Source organism: Streptomyces sp. NPDC002276, assembly GCF_053891435.1.
Genome location: NZ_JBSFCQ010000014.1, coordinates 17160 through 34863 on the forward strand (window position 1 = coordinate 17160; position 17704 = coordinate 34863).

The 17704-nt window shown below is 70.0% G+C and carries 19 protein-coding genes; 6 read left to right on the forward strand and 13 right to left on the reverse strand.

What is annotated here, in order from left to right:
* Positions 1-22 precede the first annotated feature (22 nt).
* From ACWIHT_RS30975 to ACWIHT_RS30985, 3 genes are all read left to right on the forward strand, one after another.
* Positions 23-1246, forward strand: a complete 1224-nt coding sequence (locus tag ACWIHT_RS30975; RefSeq protein ID WP_456171578.1) for an aminotransferase-like domain-containing protein — start codon at positions 23-25, stop codon at positions 1244-1246.
* Between the two features lie 79 nt (positions 1247-1325).
* Complete coding sequence (locus tag ACWIHT_RS30980; RefSeq protein ID WP_456171579.1) at positions 1326-3281, forward strand: FHA domain-containing protein; 1956 nt, start codon at positions 1326-1328, stop codon at positions 3279-3281.
* 35 nt (positions 3282-3316) lie between these two features.
* Complete coding sequence (locus ACWIHT_RS30985; RefSeq protein ID WP_456171580.1) at positions 3317-4144, forward strand: arylamine N-acetyltransferase family protein; 828 nt, start codon at positions 3317-3319, stop codon at positions 4142-4144.
* A gap of 24 nt (positions 4145-4168) precedes the next feature.
* Here ACWIHT_RS30985 and ACWIHT_RS30990 read toward each other — a convergent pair whose 3' ends face one another.
* The 6 genes from ACWIHT_RS30990 to ACWIHT_RS31015 form a co-directional block, all read right to left on the reverse strand.
* Entirely contained in the window at positions 4169-4918 is a 750-nt protein-coding gene (locus ACWIHT_RS30990; protein WP_456171581.1) for an SDR family oxidoreductase, read from the reverse strand.
* A gap of 97 nt (positions 4919-5015) precedes the next feature.
* Entirely contained in the window at positions 5016-5909 is an 894-nt protein-coding gene (locus ACWIHT_RS30995; protein ID WP_456171582.1) for a DUF4253 domain-containing protein, read from the reverse strand.
* Positions 5813-6964 (reverse strand): hypothetical protein, encoded by a 1152-nt coding sequence (locus ACWIHT_RS31000; protein ID WP_456171583.1) that lies wholly within the window; start codon positions 6962-6964, stop codon positions 5813-5815. The genes ACWIHT_RS30995 and ACWIHT_RS31000 overlap by 97 nt, the downstream gene beginning before the upstream one ends.
* A gap of 58 nt (positions 6965-7022) precedes the next feature.
* Entirely contained in the window at positions 7023-7262 is a 240-nt protein-coding gene (locus ACWIHT_RS31005) for a DUF397 domain-containing protein (RefSeq protein ID WP_456171584.1), read from the reverse strand.
* Positions 7263-7269: 7 nt separating this feature from the next.
* Entirely contained in the window at positions 7270-7518 is a 249-nt protein-coding gene (locus ACWIHT_RS31010; RefSeq protein ID WP_456171585.1) for a DUF397 domain-containing protein, read from the reverse strand.
* Entirely contained in the window at positions 7515-8327 is an 813-nt protein-coding gene (locus ACWIHT_RS31015) for a helix-turn-helix domain-containing protein (RefSeq protein ID WP_456171586.1), read from the reverse strand. The genes ACWIHT_RS31010 and ACWIHT_RS31015 overlap by 4 nt, the downstream gene beginning before the upstream one ends.
* Positions 8328-8449: 122 nt before the next feature.
* Here ACWIHT_RS31015 and ACWIHT_RS31020 point away from each other — a divergent pair, with 122 nt between their 5' ends.
* Together ACWIHT_RS31020 and ACWIHT_RS31025 are read left to right on the forward strand one after the other, a co-directional pair.
* Complete coding sequence (locus tag ACWIHT_RS31020) at positions 8450-8914, forward strand: ATP-binding protein (RefSeq protein ID WP_456171587.1); 465 nt, start codon at positions 8450-8452, stop codon at positions 8912-8914.
* Positions 8883-9332 carry a hypothetical protein gene (locus ACWIHT_RS31025; RefSeq protein WP_456171588.1) on the forward strand — a complete coding sequence of 150 codons (450 nt, stop codon included), beginning with the start codon at positions 8883-8885 and terminating at the stop codon, positions 9330-9332. The genes ACWIHT_RS31020 and ACWIHT_RS31025 overlap by 32 nt, the downstream gene beginning before the upstream one ends.
* Here the strand turns inward: ACWIHT_RS31025 and ACWIHT_RS31030 are convergent.
* The 6 genes from ACWIHT_RS31030 to ACWIHT_RS31055 all read right to left on the reverse strand — a co-directional run bounded on the left by ACWIHT_RS31030 (position 9310) and on the right by ACWIHT_RS31055 (position 15038).
* Positions 9310-9534: a hypothetical protein gene (locus ACWIHT_RS31030; protein WP_456171589.1), complete on the reverse strand. Its 225-nt coding sequence runs from the start codon at positions 9532-9534 to the stop codon at positions 9310-9312. The genes ACWIHT_RS31025 and ACWIHT_RS31030 overlap by 23 nt on opposite strands.
* Positions 9535-9617: 83 nt before the next feature.
* Positions 9618-10859, reverse strand: a complete 1242-nt coding sequence (locus ACWIHT_RS31035) for an RCC1 domain-containing protein (RefSeq protein WP_456171590.1) — start codon at positions 10857-10859, stop codon at positions 9618-9620.
* Between the two features lie 45 nt (positions 10860-10904).
* Positions 10905-11237, reverse strand: coding sequence for a hypothetical protein (locus ACWIHT_RS31040; protein WP_456171591.1), 333 nt, complete (start codon positions 11235-11237; stop codon positions 10905-10907).
* Positions 11238-11269: 32 nt separating this feature from the next.
* Complete coding sequence (locus ACWIHT_RS31045) at positions 11270-13204, reverse strand: glycosyltransferase family 2 protein (RefSeq protein WP_456171592.1); 1935 nt, start codon at positions 13202-13204, stop codon at positions 11270-11272.
* A 17-nt stretch (positions 13205-13221) separates the two neighbouring features.
* Positions 13222-14190, reverse strand: a complete 969-nt coding sequence (locus tag ACWIHT_RS31050) for a helix-turn-helix domain-containing protein (RefSeq protein ID WP_456171593.1) — start codon at positions 14188-14190, stop codon at positions 13222-13224.
* Entirely contained in the window at positions 14187-15038 is an 852-nt protein-coding gene (locus ACWIHT_RS31055; RefSeq protein ID WP_456171594.1) for a peptidoglycan-binding protein, read from the reverse strand. The genes ACWIHT_RS31050 and ACWIHT_RS31055 overlap by 4 nt, the downstream gene beginning before the upstream one ends.
* Positions 15039-15341: 303 nt before the next feature.
* On the opposite strand from ACWIHT_RS31055, the gene ACWIHT_RS31060 reads away from it, so the two are divergent.
* Positions 15342-15812 carry a peptidoglycan-binding domain-containing protein gene (locus tag ACWIHT_RS31060; protein WP_456171595.1) on the forward strand — a complete coding sequence of 157 codons (471 nt, stop codon included), beginning with the start codon at positions 15342-15344 and terminating at the stop codon, positions 15810-15812.
* A 77-nt stretch (positions 15813-15889) separates the two neighbouring features.
* Here ACWIHT_RS31060 and argS read toward each other — a convergent pair whose 3' ends face one another.
* Positions 15890-17659, reverse strand: a complete 1770-nt coding sequence (gene argS / locus ACWIHT_RS31065; RefSeq protein WP_456171596.1) for an arginine--tRNA ligase — start codon at positions 17657-17659, stop codon at positions 15890-15892.
* Between the last annotated feature and the right edge of the window lie 45 nt (positions 17660-17704).

Genomic DNA, 17704 nt, shown 5'->3' on the forward strand with positions numbered 1-17704 from the left:
GTACTTTTCTACGCTGCCGGACATGGCCATCACCGAGTCAGTCCCCGCCTCCCTCTCCCTTGCCCCGCTTCCGCCGCTCGCCGCGCGGGCCCGTGCGATCGGCGGTTCGCCGGTGCGGGACATCCTCGCCGTCACGGCCCGCCCCGAGGTGATCAACTTCGCGGGCGGGCTCCCGGCCCCCGAACTCTTCGACGCCACCGGTATCGCGGCGGCCTATCAGGCGGTGCTCACCGAGACGCCGGCGCGGGCGTTGCAGTACGCGACGACCGAGGGCGAGCCGGTGCTGCGGGCCGCGCTCGCCGGGCGGACCTCCGTCCGCGGGCTGCCCACCGACGCCGACGACCTGCTCGTCACCACCGGTTCGCAGCAGGCGCTGTCGCTGCTGGCGACCGCGCTGCTGGAGCCGGGGGACGTGGTGCTGGTCGAACGGCCCTGTTATCTGGCGGCACTTCAGGTGTTCGCGTTCGCCGGAGCGCGGATCGTCGCCGTGCCGGGGGACGAGGAGGGCATCGATCCCGAGGCGCTGGACGAACTCGTCGTCCGTGAGCGGCCCAAGCTGTTCTACACCGTGCCGACCTTCCAGAACCCCACCGGCCGCACCCTGCCCGCCGCCCGCCGGGCCGCGGTCGCCGCCGTCGCCGCGCGGCGCGGGCTGTGGATCGTGGAGGACGATCCCTACGGCGAACTCCGCTTCGAGGGCGAGCGGTTGCCGTGGATCGCGGCCCACGAGGGCGCGGCGGACCGTACGGTCCTGCTCGGCTCCTTCTCCAAGGTGATGGCGCCGGGGCTGCGGCTGGGCTGGCTGCGGGCGCCAAGGGACCTGCTGCGGGCGTGTGTTGTCGCCAAGCAGGCCGCCGACCTGCACACCCCGACCGTCAACCAGCTCGCCGCGGCACGGTACTTGGCGGACAACGACCTCGACGCGCATGTGGCGGGGGTGGCCGCCGTCTACCGGGAGCGGCGGGACGCCATGCTCGGGGGGCTTGCCAATTCGCTTCCGGAGGGGTCGAGTTGGGAGCGGCCCGAGGGTGGCATGTTCCTGTGGGCGCGGCTTCCGGAGTCGTACGACACGACGGAGCTGCTGGCGCGGGTGGTGCGGCAGGACGTGGCCTATGTGCCGGGGGCACCCTTCTACGCCGGGGAGCCCGACCGTTCGACGATGCGGTTGTGCTTTGTGACGCAGACGCCGGGGGAGATCCGGGAGGGGCTGAGGAGGCTGGGGGAGGGATTGAGGGCTGGTGCCTGAATTCCCTTGGTAACGGGTCGAGTTGGGCTCTGGAATACTTGATCACGCAAGAATAGAGTCGATTGTCACAGCGCTGCTGATGTCATCACCCGTGAAAATCCTGGTGATCCAGGAACTCCTGGAAGGAAGTGCCATGGCACCGGTGCTCGTCGGACGCGAAGGCCTGCTCGCGGGAGAGCGCATCCCGATCGTCGACACCCGCGTCACCTTCGGACGCAACGCGGGGAACACGGTCGCCATCGCCAGCCCGAGTGTCTCGCGCTTCCATGCGGAGATCGTCTTCGACCAGGACACGGGATACGTCCTGAGCGACCTCGGCAGCAGCAACGGCACGCAGGTCAACGGCGAGGAGATCGAGTCCCGGCTGCTCCAGGCGGGGGACGAAATCACCATCGGGGACCAGGAGTTCCGCTTCGAGGTCGCGGACGCCATGCAGACCCTCATGGCGCTCAACCTGCCCCGCTCGGTGACCCACCCGGAGGAGAGCGACGGCTCGGAGCTGCGGGTCACCGTCGTCGGCGGGGGCCCGGTCGGTCTCTCCATGGCGCTGCTGCTTGAGCACTTCCTCGGCGCCCAGGTCAAGATCACCGTGTTCGAGGGCCGTTGGCGCAGGCAGGGCCGTACCGTCGTCTGGAAGGGCGCGGACGAGGGCAACGTGCGGCGCCAGCAGGTGGTGACCGTGCAGAGCCGGCAGTACCTCGCCTGGCCGCAGTACGTGCAGGACCGGCTCTTCGACCCCGAGAACTACACCGAGATGTGGCCGTCGGGCCCGGACTCGATCGGCGACCACCACCCGCGCAACATGCGGATCGCCTACATCGAGGACAAGCTGCTGGAGCTGGCGAACGAGAAGCGGGACCGAATACGGCTGATCCCCGCCAAGTTCGACCCGGCGGAGCAGCGTGACGAGCTGGCCTCGCAGCATGTGCTCGCCATCTGCGACGGCGGCCGGTCGCGCACGCGCGAGCACTTCGCGGCCCGCTTCGGCAAGGCCGACGAGTCGATCTACTCCCTCGACGGGGTCCATCTGCGGGACGTCGTCCTCGGGCTGAGGGTGAAGTCGGAACTGCCGGACCCCATGGCGATCCTGCTGACGGTCGCTCAGAACCGTTTCCTGCTCAACTCGTTGCGTGGCGAGGGCTTCCTCAACATGCGGCTGACGGACTCCGAGTTGACGGAGGTCATCGGCATCGACCCGGTCCGCCGGGTCTTCGAGGAGTGCATCGCCTCCCGCCCGTGTCTGATGAACCGCGACGAGCACGGCGACTTCCAGTGCGCCACCCACGGCACGCTGTTCCTGCCCGCCCTCATCAAGGGCTCGCCCCTGTGGAAGCGGGTGCACGAGGGGCTGCGGCTGTTCAACGTTCAGGACGGGGACCTGAGCGCGGTCACGAGTTTCCGCCTCGACATGGTCCAACGCCCGCGCTTCTCGGCCGAGTTGCTGCCCCCGACCGTCAACACCCCCGGCACGTACGGCTTCCTGCTCGGTGACGCGGCCAACTCCATCCACTTCTGGCCCGGCCGTGGTCTCAACAGCGGTCTGGCGTCCGCGATTTCACTGGCCCGCTCCCTCAACAGCGCCTGGAACGGCCGTCCGTTCCGCGACGCGGACTTCCTGCGGCACGAAGCGGCCATGTCGATGCTCCAGTACCGGCACAAGAGCCGCGCCTGGAAGGCGATGGTCACCACCGACGACCAGGGCGTCACCTGGGCCATCAAGGACATCATCGACCACGGCATCGACGGCATCGCCGAGGAACCCGACCGCGAGGCGGACACGGCGACGCTGCTGGCACGCATGGCGGCGATCCGGGACAGGCTGGCGCCCCGCCTGGCCGGCATGCCGGACGACGAGGCGATCCTCGAACGCCTCGCGACCCTGGAGGACCGCACCCTGCGCATGCTGGTCCTCAGCGGCGCGTGGGACACCCTGACCATGGGCGGCGAGGAGGTCGACATCGACATCTTCTACGGCCCCGACTCCTCGGCCGCCGCTGCGGCGGTGGAAGCGCTGGAGCCGGCCACGCAGCAGTGAGCGGAGGGATCCGTCGTGTTGCCTAGGCTGGGCGCATGTCCGACAGTGATGGCTTCGACCTCGACGCATACCTCGCGCACCTCGGGTGGGCGGGGGAGCGGCGGCCCGACACGGCGACGCTGAAGGGGGTGCACCTCGCGCATATGCGGGGCATCCCCTTCGAGAACCTCGACGCGCTCCGCCGTACCGCTCCCTCCCTCGAACTGCCCGATCTGACGGCCAAGTTGCTGCGGAGCAGGCGCGGTGGCTACTGCTACGAGCAGAACACGCTGCTCGCCACCGCGCTGCGGGCGCTCGGCTTCGGGGTGACCCTGCTGACGGCGCGGGTCGTCGTGGGAGCGGACCGGATCGAGAGCCGCCCGCGCACCCATATGACACTCCGGGTCGAAGTGCCGGGCGATCCGCAGCCCTATCTGGCCGACGTCGGGTTCGGGGCGATCGGGGCGCTGCTGGAACCGGTGCCGCTGGTGCTCGGCGGGGAGTTCGAGGACGCGGGGCGTCGGCACAGGTTCGTGCGGGTGCCGCACCGGGGGCCGTTGGACATGTGGATGCTGGAGGCCCACGGCGCCGACGGATCCTGGCAGGCGCAGTACGCCTTCACCCTGGAGCCCTTCGAGCACGTCGACTTCGAGGTCATCAACTGGCACATCGCCACGAACCCGCGCTCCCCCTTCACGCAGCGCCTGTTCGTCCAGCGGGTCGCCCCCGACCGCCATCTCCTGCTCCACGGAAGCCTGTTGACGGAGACGCGGGCCGACGGGCAGGTGCACAAGCGGGAGTTGGCCGACGAGGGTGACGTGCGGCGGCTGCTGGACGAGGAGTTCGGGATCGAGGCGCCGGAGGGGATGAAGCTGCTGACCTGAACGGTCAACGGTCACGGTCAACGGTCATTGGGGCAGCAGTTGTTGACCGCCGTCGATGTCGTAGGCCGCGCCCGTCAGGGCCTCGTTGCGCATGATGTGTACGGCCAGGGCGGCGACGTCCGCCGGGCCGACGACCCGGCGGATGGGGAGTGAGGCGCGGAGTTCTTCCCGGCGCGCTTCGAGCCGGTCGCCCAGGAGTGAGGCCGACAGCGGGGTGTCGACGAATCCGGGGGCGATGACGTTCACCCGGACCGGGGCCAGTTCGAGGGCCAGGTTGGCGGTGAGGGCGGGGAGGGAGGCGGTCATCGCGGCGATGACGGACATGCCGACGCCGGGGCGGCGACCGCCCGTGCCGCCGATGAACAGCAGCGTGCCCCTGTCCCGGACCTTGCCCCGCCCGTACTTGGCGATCCCGAGCACCATGGCGATGCGTTCGCCGAAGTACCGGCCGGTCTCCGCCAGGTCCAGGTCGTCCAGGGGCCCGTACAAGGGGCCGCCGACGGTCGACAGGACGTGGTCGACGGGATGGGGAAGGTCGCCGAAGAACTCCTGGAGCCGGTCCGGGTCGGTGGCGTCGAGGATCGCCGTGCTCAGCGGACGGATCTCCTCGGCGGCTCGCTCCAGTCGCTGCGGATCCCGCGCGGCCATGATGACCTGGCCACCGGCGGCACGGACCTGGCGGGCGGTTTCGAGCCCGATGCCCGAGCTGGCGCCGATCACGACGACGGTCTGACCGGCCAGCTCCCGCGGCCGGTCCGGCTCGCTTCCGCTCATCACAGCCTCCGGTGGGCGACAAAAGGGACGGGCCTCCCGAACCTATCCCGGGCCGCGGGCCCCCACCACCGGAGTGCGGTGACGCCTCAGGCCCGGGTCAGTCCCACCAGAAGTACCAGACCAGTTGGCCGAGCACCTCCTGCCGGGCGTACGAGCGCAGCGTCTCGACGTCGCCCTCGGTGATGTTGTCGGGGCAGAAGGCGAAGTGCTCGGCGGCCACGGCCTCGGCCTGTTCCGGTGTGGTCGGCGGGGCCGCGACCGACAGCACCAGCCGGTCGAAGGTCAGGGCCACGACCCGTATGCCGAAGCGGTCCTCCCAGGAGCGCAGCACGGCGCACAGACGTGCCACGTCGCCCTCGTAGTTGACCGGACCGCTCCAGCCGATCGCCGCCGGGATGTCCGCGCTGCGGCGGGCCGGTACCAGCGCGAGGTGCGGCTCCTTGAGCGGCGACTCGTCCTCCGCGAGGAAGTCGGCGATCTCGGTGGCGCGGTCGTCCGGGTCGGCGTCCGGTTCCGTGGCGGGCGCGAGCCCCGGCCACTCGGCGTCGTACGGCGCGACCGTCTCGTCGCGCAGCGCCTCCTCGCCGAAGAGTGGGCCGACGGCCTCGACGGCGGCCTGTCTGGCGGCGGGGTCCTGGGCCGGGGCGAGTTCGTCGGCCGCGTACTCCTCCCAGAACTCCTCCAGCACCTCTTCGGCGTCGTGGTCCCCGGGATACGACACCTCGTCGGGCCGCAACTCCCAGTTGTCCAGGCCGCCTTGGGCGCTGCCGAGGTCCAGCAGCACCGGCAGCAGTCCCGCGGCCCGGCGCGCGGGCTGGAGCACGGCCCAGTCGCCGGGCTTCGCCGGATCGTCCGCGCACCACAACAACGGTTCGTCCGACGGGACTTCGGCCGTCACGTCGAACAGTCTCCCGGGAGGGAGTTCAAGCCCGAACGAGCTGCCGCTCGGGTCGGCCGCCAGCTTCGGCAGCGGGTTGGGAAGAGTCGCCATGCCGGAGACTTTAGAGGCGGCCACTGACAGCCGGGACCGGCCCTTCGCCGAAGCCCTTCCGGAGGGGACCTGCTCCGTGGAAGTGTGACGGTTTGGGGGTGGAGTGTCATCGTTTGGCGGGTGGTGGGGGTGTCGGGCGGGGTGGGTTCCGGGGTCAGTTTCCGAAGGCCGGATATCCCGGCAGCGGAGCCACCCCCCCCCCAGCCTCCGGCGACCTGACCCACCAACAACCGCATCGTCTCCGCGAACGCCGGGAACTCCTCCAGCGTGCTCGCCATCTCCCAGCGGTGGCGCAGCACTTGACGCCTCGTCGGGACCGGGCGCCGGGTCCGGTGCAGCGGTTCGTCCTCCGCGGTGCGGGGCAGCATCCGCACGGTCGCGTCCACCGTCCAGACCGCCACGGCCTGCCGCATGCCGGCCTGCCGCACCTCGTCATCGGCCAGTTCCGGGTACACCCCGACGACCTGCGCGCGATACGTCCGCTCGATCTCCGCGGCCGTCAGGAACACCGACTGGTAGCAGGCCGCCTCGAAGTCGATCAGCCGCAGCCCCTGTGCGGCGAGCAGGTTGTTGTCGGGGCAGGTGTCACCGGGAGTGAAGGCCGGATACGTCTCCCCACCCGCCGTCCCGATCCGGTCCAACTCCCCTGCCAGGCCTGCCGGAACCGCGATTCCGGCGCCGTCGAGCAGCACGAGCAGCACGAGCAGTTGGGCGGCCCGCCGCGCGATCCAGGGTTCGTCGCCCCACGACAACATGCCCTTGTCGTACCGCGACCACAGCCGCGCGAGATCGGCACGCCGGTCCACCGACACGGCGGCCAGCCGCCCGAGCCCCCGTGCCCAGTGCAGCAACCCGCGCTCCGCGACCACCGGATCACTCCCGAGCAGAACGTCCGCCAGGGTAGGGGCGTCGCCCAGATCCGCCATCACCAGCAGCGGAACCTCGGGGTCCACCCCCAGCACCTCGGGACCGGCGATCCCGAGCGACAGCCCGGCGGCCTCGGCGGTGAAACCCCGCAGGGACTCCGGCTCGTTGCCGAACGCCTTGACGATCACACTGCCGCCACCGGCTGTCGCACACCGCAACACAGTGCTGCGCGAACTGCCCCGCCGACTAACGGCTTGCGGTGAACGCGGCCCAGGCGGAGGGCGCGAGTTGGAGCGTGGGGCCGGTGTCCGCCGGGTTCTTGGAGTCGCGGATGTGGATGGTGTGGGGGCAGGTGGCGACCTCGACGCACTGCCCGCCCTCCTCGCTGCTGTAGCTCGACTTCCGCCAGGCGTAGGCGACTTCGAGGCAGGCGCCGCCTTCGCTGCCGCTGTAGCTCGACTTGAACCACTGAAGTGCGGTGCTCATTGGTCTCCTAGGAGGCTGCTGAGTGCGTTGTGAAGGCGGTCCAGGCGGTGGGCGAGACGGTGAGGGTGGGGCTGGTGTCTGCGGGGTTCTTGGAGTCGCGGATGTGGATGGTGTGGGGGCAGGTGGCGACCTCGACGCATTGACCGCCTTCGCCGCTGCTGTAGCTCGACTTCCGCCAGGCGTAGGCGACTTCGAGGCAGGCGCCGCCTTCGCCGCTGCTGTAGCTCGACTTGAACCACTGAAGTCCGGTGCTCATTGCTCTCCTAGCAGACGGTCCAGCAGGCTTCGTGAGTCCTCGATTGTGAGGGCCTCCGTCCGCAGCATCGCATATTTGCGGGTCAGGATGGATACCTCATCCGCGTCGGAGACCCACTGACTGCCGCGCTGCGACTCCGTGTAGGCGAGGTGCTGGTGATCAGGTGTCTCCAGGAGAATGAAGGAGCCTGCCTCCCCCGCGTGGGATGTCCGGTTCAGCGGGTGGATCTGGAAGGACAGGCCCGGGAGTTCGGAGTACTCGCGCAGTGCGTGCAGTTGCTCGCGATGCACTTCGCGGCCTCCGTTGGGCCACAGCAGCGCGGGCTCCCAGACGACGAAGCTCATCGTCGGCGGAACCTTGCGTTGCAGGATCTCCTGGCGGCTGATGCGGCCCGCCAGGAGCGTCTCCAACTCGTCCTCGTCGTACGCCGGAAGGCGACTGCTCAGCAGCCCGCGGGCGTACTCCTCGGTCTGGAGGAGGCCAGGGACGACCAGCGCGTCGTACCAGGACAGGGCGATGGCATCCCGCTCGTGCAGCATGTACTCCTCTGCGAACAGCGGATATTGGTCGATGTCCGGCAGATTGTCGACCCCCGCCGCCAACGTGCCCTTCGTGTCGAGGATCAGATCCAACGTCTTGGCCAGCCCGATCATGAGCCGTCGCCTGCCCTGCTCGATCGACGCGATGGTCTCCTCGTCGACCATGGCCCGTTCGGCGAGTTGACGCTGTGTCAGACCTGCGGCCATGCGCGCCGCTTTGACCTGTGAGCCCAGTAGCCGCATCGTCGAGCGGTTCTTCTTGGAGTTCATGCTGTGGTGCTCCCCACATCCACCCGTTTCGGACCCCGCACCGACCCGTACTCCGCCCGTACAAAAACGGATCCAGGCCTCACGCCCTGTCAACAGTAGTGACGCTCAGCAACTCTTGTCTCGTGAACCCGAGTCAGAAGTTCTTCCGGCGCGAACGCCGGTCCGTTCCCGCCGCCAGGCGCTTCGCGCACGCGTTCCTCGCCGAGTGCGGGCTCGCGGGGGCCGAGCGCGGCGGTGATGTGCTGTTGTGCGTCAGTGAGTTGGCGACCAACGCGTTGGTGCACGGGGTGCCGCCGGGACGGCAGTTCCGGGTGTTCCTGTGCTACGACGGCCACCTGCTGCGGGTCGAGGTGCACGACAGCGGGGGGCGGTGTCCCGCACGTGGACGAGGCCGACGACGGCGACGAGGGCGGGCGCGGGCTGTTACTCGTCGCCGCGCTGGCCGACAAGTGGGGCGTGGGGGAACGGGACTTGGGCAAGGTGGTGTGGGCGGAGTTCGGATGCGATGCCACGCTGTCCGCCGGAGTGGGAACCGCGGAGAGATAGGCGTCGGGCGTGGGATACGAGGGATCGTTCTCCGGGCTTGAACCGGCTGAACTGCTCAGCTTCGTCAGGAGCCGGGCGCGCGATGCGCTCGGTGGTGAAGGGAACGCCTGGATCCGGCTGGTGGACGTCGCCGCGGCCGGTATGAGAAGGAGCCCGCGGGCTGAGGACCGTGCGCTCTACGCGGAGGCGGCGATCGGTGCGCTTGACGGGATGCGGGTTTCTTCAGCGGTTCCGGACGAGAGATGGGCGGTCATGGCGGTCAAGGTCCGCGTGGACTGGACTCTGCTGTCCGACCGTCCGGACCCGGAGAAGAATCTCGACGCGTCCGCCGCATACGACATCGCGCTGGGGCGGTCGCATGCGCCCGACATCAAGCGCATGGCAGTACAGCTTGCCCGCGTGGAGGAGCATCTGACGGCTGAGCAGCGTGAAACGGTCAGGACTTGGGCTGATCCGTGAGGCGGTAGTCGGATCGCGTGGTTCCGTGCGGATCACGGGAGACGAGGCATGTGTATTCGATGCCGAGCAGTGAACCGGCGTCTGTTCCGAGGTTGGTGGCGAGGACCCGAGTGGGCAGTGGATGCTGGTCGTTCGGATCGTCGACCGCGACCGAGTCGGCCAGAATGCCGCGAATTCTGACTACCTTGTATCTGACCTCCATGTTCCCGATGCTATCCGCGAGCGCTGGGTGCAAGGGGCGACGAGGGCGAGCGCGTGCTGTCGCTCGCCCCCGCCGCCCCGAGGTCAGTTGGCGAGGCTGAAGTCGCCGCCCACCGGTGCGGCGATCTTGTCGACGCCGGTCAGGGCCGTGAGCGTGGTGACCGGGGTGCTGCTGTCGGTGGTGGTGCCGCTACCGAGCTGACCGGAGCCGTTGGCGCCCCAGGAGCGGACCGTGTTGTCGCCGAGCAGGGCCATGGTGTGTTCCCGGCCGCCGGCCACCAACTGGACGCCCCTCACGCCCGGCACCGTGACCGGAGTGATCCGGTAGTCGGTCGTGCCGTCGCCGAGTTGACCGGACGTGTTCTGGCCCCACGCCTTGAGCTTGTTGTCGGTGTCGGTCACGGCCAGGCTGTGGTTGCAGCCCGCCGCGATCTGCGAGACCCCGCCGGTCCAGATGCCCTGGGTGTCGACCGGGGCGTAGCGGCTGATCGTGCTGTTGTCGCCGAGCTGGCCGGTGGCGTTGTAGCCCCACGCCTTCACCGCGTTGCCGACGAGGGCGAGGTTGTGGTTGCAGCCCGCCGCGATGCGGGTGACTCCGGTCAGGTTCGTGACCTGGGAGGGGACGTTACGACTCGCCGAAGTCCCGTCCCCCAGCTGGCCGTTGATGTTGTAGCCCCAGGCCCACACCGTGCCGTCCTCGCGCAGCGCGAGGCTGTGGTTGAGGCCCGCCGCGATCGCGATCACCTTGTTGAGGCCCTCGACCCGGACCGGGACGCTGCTGTCGTAGTTGGTGCCGTTGCCGAGCTGGCCGTAGTTGTTGCGGCCCCAGGCGACCACGGTCTGATCGGCCAGCAGGGCGAGACTGTGCGCGCCGCCCGCCGCGATGTCGGTGGCGTTGGACAGGTTCACCACCTGGCCGGGAGCGTTGTGCGAGAACACCGAGCCGTCACCGAGCTGGCCCGAGCCGTTCGCGCCCCAGGACTGCACGGTCCGGTCGGTCAGCAGGGCCAGCCCGTGCCCGTTGGTCGGACCGGCTCCGCCTGCCGCGATCTTCACCACCTCGGCGCTGGTCAGCCCGAGCACGGTCGTCGCCGTGGTCCGGAAGTCGGTCCAGGTGCCGTCACCGAGCTGCCCGGAACGGTTGTTGCCCCACGACTTCAGCCGCTTCTCCTGCTTGGCCTGGGCCTGGGCCTGGGCCTGAGCTTGGGCCTGGGCCTGGGCCTGGGCCTTGTGGGGAGCCGCCGCGTGCGCGCTGAGCGGGACGAGGAGTACGGCGAGCGAGCAGAGCGCGGCGGCGAGTTTGTGCCGGGTACGAAGGGGGTGCAAGGACAGCTCCATCCGGGGATTCCGAGGATCACGAGATTCCGACGATCATGAATCGGTTCGTGATCTTCGTAGCCGCCCTCGACCCGGACCGGGGCGCGGCTCGGCAGCCGTGTCACCCGGTCGGCTCGGAGAGGTAGGGGAAGTGGTCCATGAGTGGCCCGTGTTGGAGGCCCGCGCCGTGGGGAAGCGGTGGGGGCCGTGGCCGTAGGTTCCACCGGCCTCGACGACCGCCCCGATGTTGTCCCTGACCTGGCCCCAGATCCCCGAGGCGGGGGCGGTCGCGGGGTGGGCGGGCCTGCCCTTGAGGTCGTCCGTGGGGACGCTCGCGTTGTAGTCGACGTGCGCCGAACCGCCCGCGAAGTCGAAGAACGTGGTCATGACCACATCCGCCCTGCGCGGCAGGTGAACCCTCAGCGCCCCAACAACCGCCGTACCCGCCGCACTTGACGGTTGTCCGCCACCGCGTCGAGGAACCGCCGCCCACCGGCCGCCTCGTACGCCGGGCCCTCCACCCGGAGCACCGTGCCGTCGCCGACGACCGCGTACGCGAGCGGCTTGGCGGTGTTCGGGAGGTTGACCGGGTGGCGGCCGGAGGGGAGCTTCAGGCGGGCGGGGAGGCGGAGTCGGGCCGTGTCGGTGCCGGGGGTCGGGAGCAGTTCCGCCTGTACTCCCAGCGTGCCCACGGTGACTTTGACGCCGACGGGCGCGCTGTCGGCCGTAGCGGAGACGTATGGCAGCGGGAGTGAACTGCCCTCGCCGCGAACGGAGTTGGTCGCGGCCACCGTCGACGTGTCCTGGCCCAGTTTGCGCTGGCGCTGGTCCACGTCGAGGGCCAGCTGGCCGCTGCCGGTCCAGTACGGGAGGGACAGCCTGCCGCCGGTCAGTGCGGGGCCGGCGGCCGGGGTGCCCGGCGTGGCCTCGCCCGTCACGCGCACCATCCGGTCCACGCCCAGGAGTTGGACGTAGGCCCACACATCGTGCACCCCGCGCTCCAGCGGACGTCCGCCCGCCAGCCGCTCCGGGTCGAGGAACAGCCGTCCGGAGGCGACCAGTTGGGCGCGGCCCTCGCCGAGCGGTCGTAGGCGAAGGTCGAGGTCGCCCTCCGGGTACCACCAGTCCTCGCGGTCGCGGTCCTTGACGATCAACTCCGCGTACGCCAGGCGGAAGGGGTCCGGGACCTCCCAGCCGTCCGCCGTGCCCGGGACGTCGGCGAGCAGGTCCGGGTCCAGCCACTGCTTGCCGTCGCGCTCGACCAGGGTCAGGGGTTCGCCGTCGCCGCGCAGGAGTTCCAGCGTGATGTCGGCGACCAACCGGCCGTTCTCCCAACGGGGTTCGCCGACCGTGGTGCGGGGCTTGATCTCGCGGACGCGCTCGGCGAGCGTCACCGCGCCGTCGAAGTCACCCGCCTCCAGCAGCTCCGCCCGCAGGCGTGAGACGGCGGGCAGGCCCTCGCGGACCGCCGCCGGGAACTCCTCCACCGCCACCTCCCGCGCCGCCTCGAAACGCTGCCGCTGCTCCGTGGGGTCCTCGCGCAGGATCTCGGGCTCGCGGGTCCGGGAGAGGACCTCTACGTGGTACAGGCGGTGGAGGAGACGGTTCTGGAGGCCGTCGATGTCGTCGGAGGCAGGGGTGCCGTCCTTGATCTGGCGGGCGATCGTGCGGGTGTTGGCCCAGAAACCGTGCCGGGGGTCGAAACGGTGCTGGGTGTTGTTGCCGCCGTCGTCGCGCTTCATCCAGTAGTAGACCGGATAGTCGGCGAGGATCGCGATCCGCTCCGCCCTGAGGTACGCGGCGCTCACGAACGCCAGGTCCTCCAGGATCCACGGCCCCTCGGGGAACCGCAGCCCGTGCTCCTCGACGAACGCCCGCCGGAACATCTTGTGCGGCGACATGCTCTGCATCAGCTCGTCGTTCTCGATCGTGCAGGCGTCCACCGTGTGCCGGAACAGCCGCCTCGGCCGCACCATCGTGCTGGACATCTTGCCGAGGACGACATCGGCGTCGGTGCGCTTCGCGTGCTCGTACAGCCGCTCCAGCGCCTCCGGCCCCAACTTGTCGTCATGGTCGACGAATTGGATGTACTCGCCCTGCGCGTGCCGCATACCGAGATTGCGCGGGGCGCCCGGCCAGCCCGAGTTGGGCCGCGTGTGCACCTGGACGTTGGGGTGCTCGGCCGCGATCTTCTCCAGGCGGCTCAATGTGTCGTCGGTCGAGCCGTCGTCGACGTAGACGACCTCGTACTCGTCGGCGGGCAGACTCTGCCCCAGCAGCGATGGCGCGCACTCGTCGACGTACTTCCCGGTGTTGTAGACGGGAACGATCACACTGACCTTGACTCTGGGCATTCAAGGACACTACACAGCTACGTCACACGCCCGTCAAAGCACTCCCTTTTTCCCGACCCGGTGGATTTCCCCGACCCGGTGGATTTCCCCGACCCGGTGGATTTCCCCGACCCGGTGGATTTCCCCGACCCGGAAGATTTCCCCGACCCAGAGGATTTTCCCGGCCCGGGGGATTTCTTCGTGCCCGTCGGCAGGAAGCAGGCGCGGACCAAGGTTCCGGGGCGGGTCACGGTCATCATCGTGTAGACGTACGTGTCCGCCTCCTCCGACGTCCTGACCCGCGTACCCCGGACCGCGCCCGCCCGGTCGGCCACATCCAGCTCGATCCGGTCGCCGATCCGCCCGCCCCACATCCGCGCCCAACTCGTCCCGCACTCGCCGCTGTGCCGCAACTGCACCCACGCCCCCGTGGCCGTCCGATGCGTGACCAGGGTGTCCGGCTGGGCGGCGCAGCGCATGGTCAGCGGGCTCCGGCCCTCGCAGCCCGCCCCGAGGCACCGCGGGCCGCCGACGACGCCGGACGAGGACGAGGACGGGAGCGTGGAGGAGGAGGTGGTGGAGGTGGAGGCGGTGTGGTGGGGGAGGAGGAGCAGGGCGACCGCCACGCCCCCGACCGCCACGGCACAGACCGAGCCGAGCACGGCCAGGACGGCCATGCCCCGGCGATGTCCGGCTTCCACGGCCTCCGAGACGTCCGCCGCAGGGGGCGGCGGGGGTGGCGTGGACGGCGCGGTCGGGGTCCCGCCCTCCGACAGGCCGCGTCCGCTCGCCTCCGCCTCCGCGATCTCCCACAGCGCGACGCACCGGCCCACCGGCTCCCCGGCCAGTCGGCACAGCTCCTCCACCGCCTCCCGCGGCGGCAGCGTCCTGCCGTTGAGATACCGCTCCCACGACGACTTGCTGTACGTCGTCTTCGCGGCCAGCCCCACCAGACTCAGCCCGGTGCGCGCCTTCAACTCCCGCAGCGAGGAGGCAAGTTGGTTCATCTCCGGAGGGCTTTCCAGGTCTGCGGCCCGATCATCCCGTCGCCGCGCAGCCCCGCGTGCCGCTGGAGCGCCCTGACCGCGCCCAGGGTCAGCGGACCGAAGTCCCCGTCGATCCCGCCCGGCGAGAACCCCGCCCGCCGCAGCAGACACTGCGCCTCGGCCACCTCCACCCCCTTGTTGCCGTACGCCACGGCGTCCTCCCGGGTGCGGCTGTTCCCCGCGTACCAGAGGCCGTCGACCCGCTTCAGACGGCAGGTGTACGACAGTTGCGGCGGCGCGGGTGTGAGGGTGGCCGGGGCGGCGAGCGGGGCGGTGGAGGCGGTGGCGCTGCCGCCGGTGTCGGCGTTCGGGTCGCCGCCGTCGCCGTCGTTCATGATCCGTACGGTGATGAGGACCGCCGAGGAGACGGCCAGCACGAGGGTCACCGCGCCCGCGATGAGGGCGATGAGGAGAGAACGCCCGGGAGAGGCTGGGCTGTTGGCGTCGGACCTGGCCGGGAGGAGTTCCATGCCGGACTCGGACTCGGACCCGGACTCGGACCCGGACCCGGGCACCGGCTCGGCGGCCGGGCGCGGTGGTGCCGCCCACCCTTCCGCCGCGACCTCGCGCAGTGCGAGGAGCCGGGTCGGATCGGCGTCGCCCGCGATCCGGGCCAGGGCCTCGACGGCCGCCGGGGGTGGCAGGGTCCGGCCGCTCAGATAGCGCTCCCAGGACTTCGGGCTGTACCCCGTCCTCGCCGCGAGCTGACGGATGCTCAGTCCGCCGTGGTCCTTCAGCCGACGCAGTTGGATCACCAACTGCCGTACACGCGGGTCGAGTTCAGCGGGCAGTTTCTTCCAACGCGACATGTATCCCCCACTCGCGTTCAGTTCAGGGCGACTGCGGTCAACAGCCCCTGTTCCCCGTCGCATTGTGCACGAGCAACGGCGGGTCGCGGTTCCCGCGCCGGTCGGGAACCGGCCACCTCGCGTCCCGCCCGTCCCGCCGTACCGTCCCGGCGCACCGCGTCCCCGCAGGCCGGAGGAGGGGACGTCCCGCGCGGGCGTCACTTCGGCGGCGACTGTGGCCGCCCCCGCTGCCCGGCCCGCATGGTCATGTCGTCACCCGGCGCCGACACCGTCCGGCGCCGATCCACGACCCGAGGGGGAACAATGCGATCCAGTACTGTCGCGAAGGCGCTCGTCAGCGTCACCGCCGTCGTCGGCATCGCCGTCGGCAGCCTGGCCGGTGCGAGCGGGGCCTTCGCCGCCACGGACACCACGAAGCCGGCCGCGATCACCCAGCCTGTCCAGATCCAGGCGACCGTCAACCTCGGTCTGAGCATCGCCCAGGCCAAGGGCGTCCAGCACTGGCTGGCGCAGAACTACCAGTACACCGACACCATCGACGGCCAGCTCGGCACCCACAGCTGGCAGGCCATGCAGCGCTTTCTGAAGGCGCACCACGGCTACACGGGGAACATCGACGGCATCGTCGGCGGCGGCACGGTGTCCGCGCTCCAGCGCTTCCTGCGGGACAACGGCTGGGGCTACACGGGCAACATCGACGGCATCGCGGGCTCCGGCACCCAGGCGGCGTTCGCGACCTTCGCCAACTGGTGCGTGAGCGTCTACGGAAGCTGACGGGAGTCGACCGACAGACCGAGGCCCGTCCTTCCCTCGGGGAGGACGGGCCTCGGCCTGTGTGTCCACGGGCGCGTCTAGAGCTTGTCCGGCGTCCGGATGCCCAGCAGGGCCATGCCCCGGTGCAGGGTGCGGGCCGTGAGGTCCACCAGCAGCAGACGGTTCTCCTGCTGCTCGGGCGTATCGGCCTTCAGGACCGGACACTGGTCGTAGAACGTCGTGAGCAGGGACGCCAGTTGGTACAGGTACGCCGTCAGCTTGTGCGGGGCGTACTCCTTCGCCGCGTCCGCCACGACCTCGCTGAACTGGTCCAGGTGCAGGCCCAACGCCCGCTCCGCAGCGGTCAGTTCCAGCTCCGGGTGAGCCAGCGGCCGGGCCTCGCCCGCCTTGCGCAGGATCGACTGGATACGGGCGTACGCGTACTGGAGGTACACCGACGTGTCACCGCTCAGCGACACCATCTGGTCCAGGTCGAACTTGTAGTCCCGCACGGCGGACGTCGACAGGTCGGCGTACTTCACGGCGCCGATCCCGACGTACCGCCCGTTCTCGACGATCTCCTCCTCCGTCAGGCCCACCTTCTCGGCCTTCTCCCGGACGACCGCGGTCGCCCGCTGCACCGCCTCGTCGAGCAGGTCCTCCAGCTTCACCGACACGCCCTCACGCGTCTTGAACGGCTTGCCGTCCTTGCCGAGGATCGTGCCGAACGCCAGCTGGAACGCCGACACGTCGTCGTTCAGCCAGCCCGCCCGCCGCGCGGTCTCGAAGACCATCTTGAAGTGCAGGGACTGCCGGACGTCGACCACGTACAGCAGGCTGGTCGCCTTCAGGTTGAAGACCCGGTCCCTGATCGCGGACAGGTCCGTCGCCGCGTAGCCGTAGCCGCCGTCGGACTTGCGGACGATCAGCGGGGTCCGGTTGCCGTCCGGGCCCTTGATGTCGTCGAAGAACACGCACAGCGCGCCGTCCGAGATCTCCGCGACCCCGGACTCCTCCAGCAGCCGGCAGGTCTCGTCCAGCATGTCGTTGTAACCCGACTCGCCGACGATGTCCGCGTCCCGGATCTCCATGTCCAGCTTCTCGAAGACGGAGAAGAAGTAGATCTTCGACTCGTCCACGAACTTCTGCCACGCGGCGAGGGTCTGCGGCTCTCCCGCCTGAAGGTCCACGACCCTGCGCCGGGCCCGCGTCTTGAACTCCTCGTCGGAGTCGAAGAGTTTGCGCGCCGCCTTGTAGAGGCGGTCGAGGTTCGACATCGCCTCCTCGCCGGAGACCTGCGCGTCGCCGTGGTCCAACTCGCCCGGGTGCTCGTCCAGATACTGGATCAGCATCCCGAACTGCGTTCCCCAGTCGCCGATGTGGTGCCGCCGGACCACCGACTCGCCGGTGAACTCCAGGAGTTGGACGAGGGCGTCGCCGATCACCGCGGAACGGAGGTGGCCTACGTGCATCTCCTTCGCCACGTTCGGCTGCGCGTAGTCGATGACCGTCGTGCCCGGGTGCTCGGCCATGGGCACGCCGAGGCGGGCCTCGTCCGCGTAGCGCGCGGCCAGGTTCTCGGTGATCGCCCTGTCGCCGACCGTGATGTTCAGGAAGCCGGGGCCGGAGACCTCGACGTCCTGGATCACATCGCCGGTCGTGATGTGCGAGACGACCTGCGTCGCCAGCTCCCGGGGGTTGGCCTTGGCCTTCTTGGCGAGGGCGAGGATGCCGTTCGCCTGGAAGTCCGCGCGGTCGCTACGTCGCAGCAACGGGTCCGCGTCCGCGTCCGCCTCCGGCAGGGTGGCCGAGAGGGCGTTCGCGAGGCGCTGGTGGACTAGGTCGGTGAGCGACGTGACCGGAGCCATGGGGTGGGAGCCGTTCTCCTCGTGGGTTTGGTAGACACGGTCAGT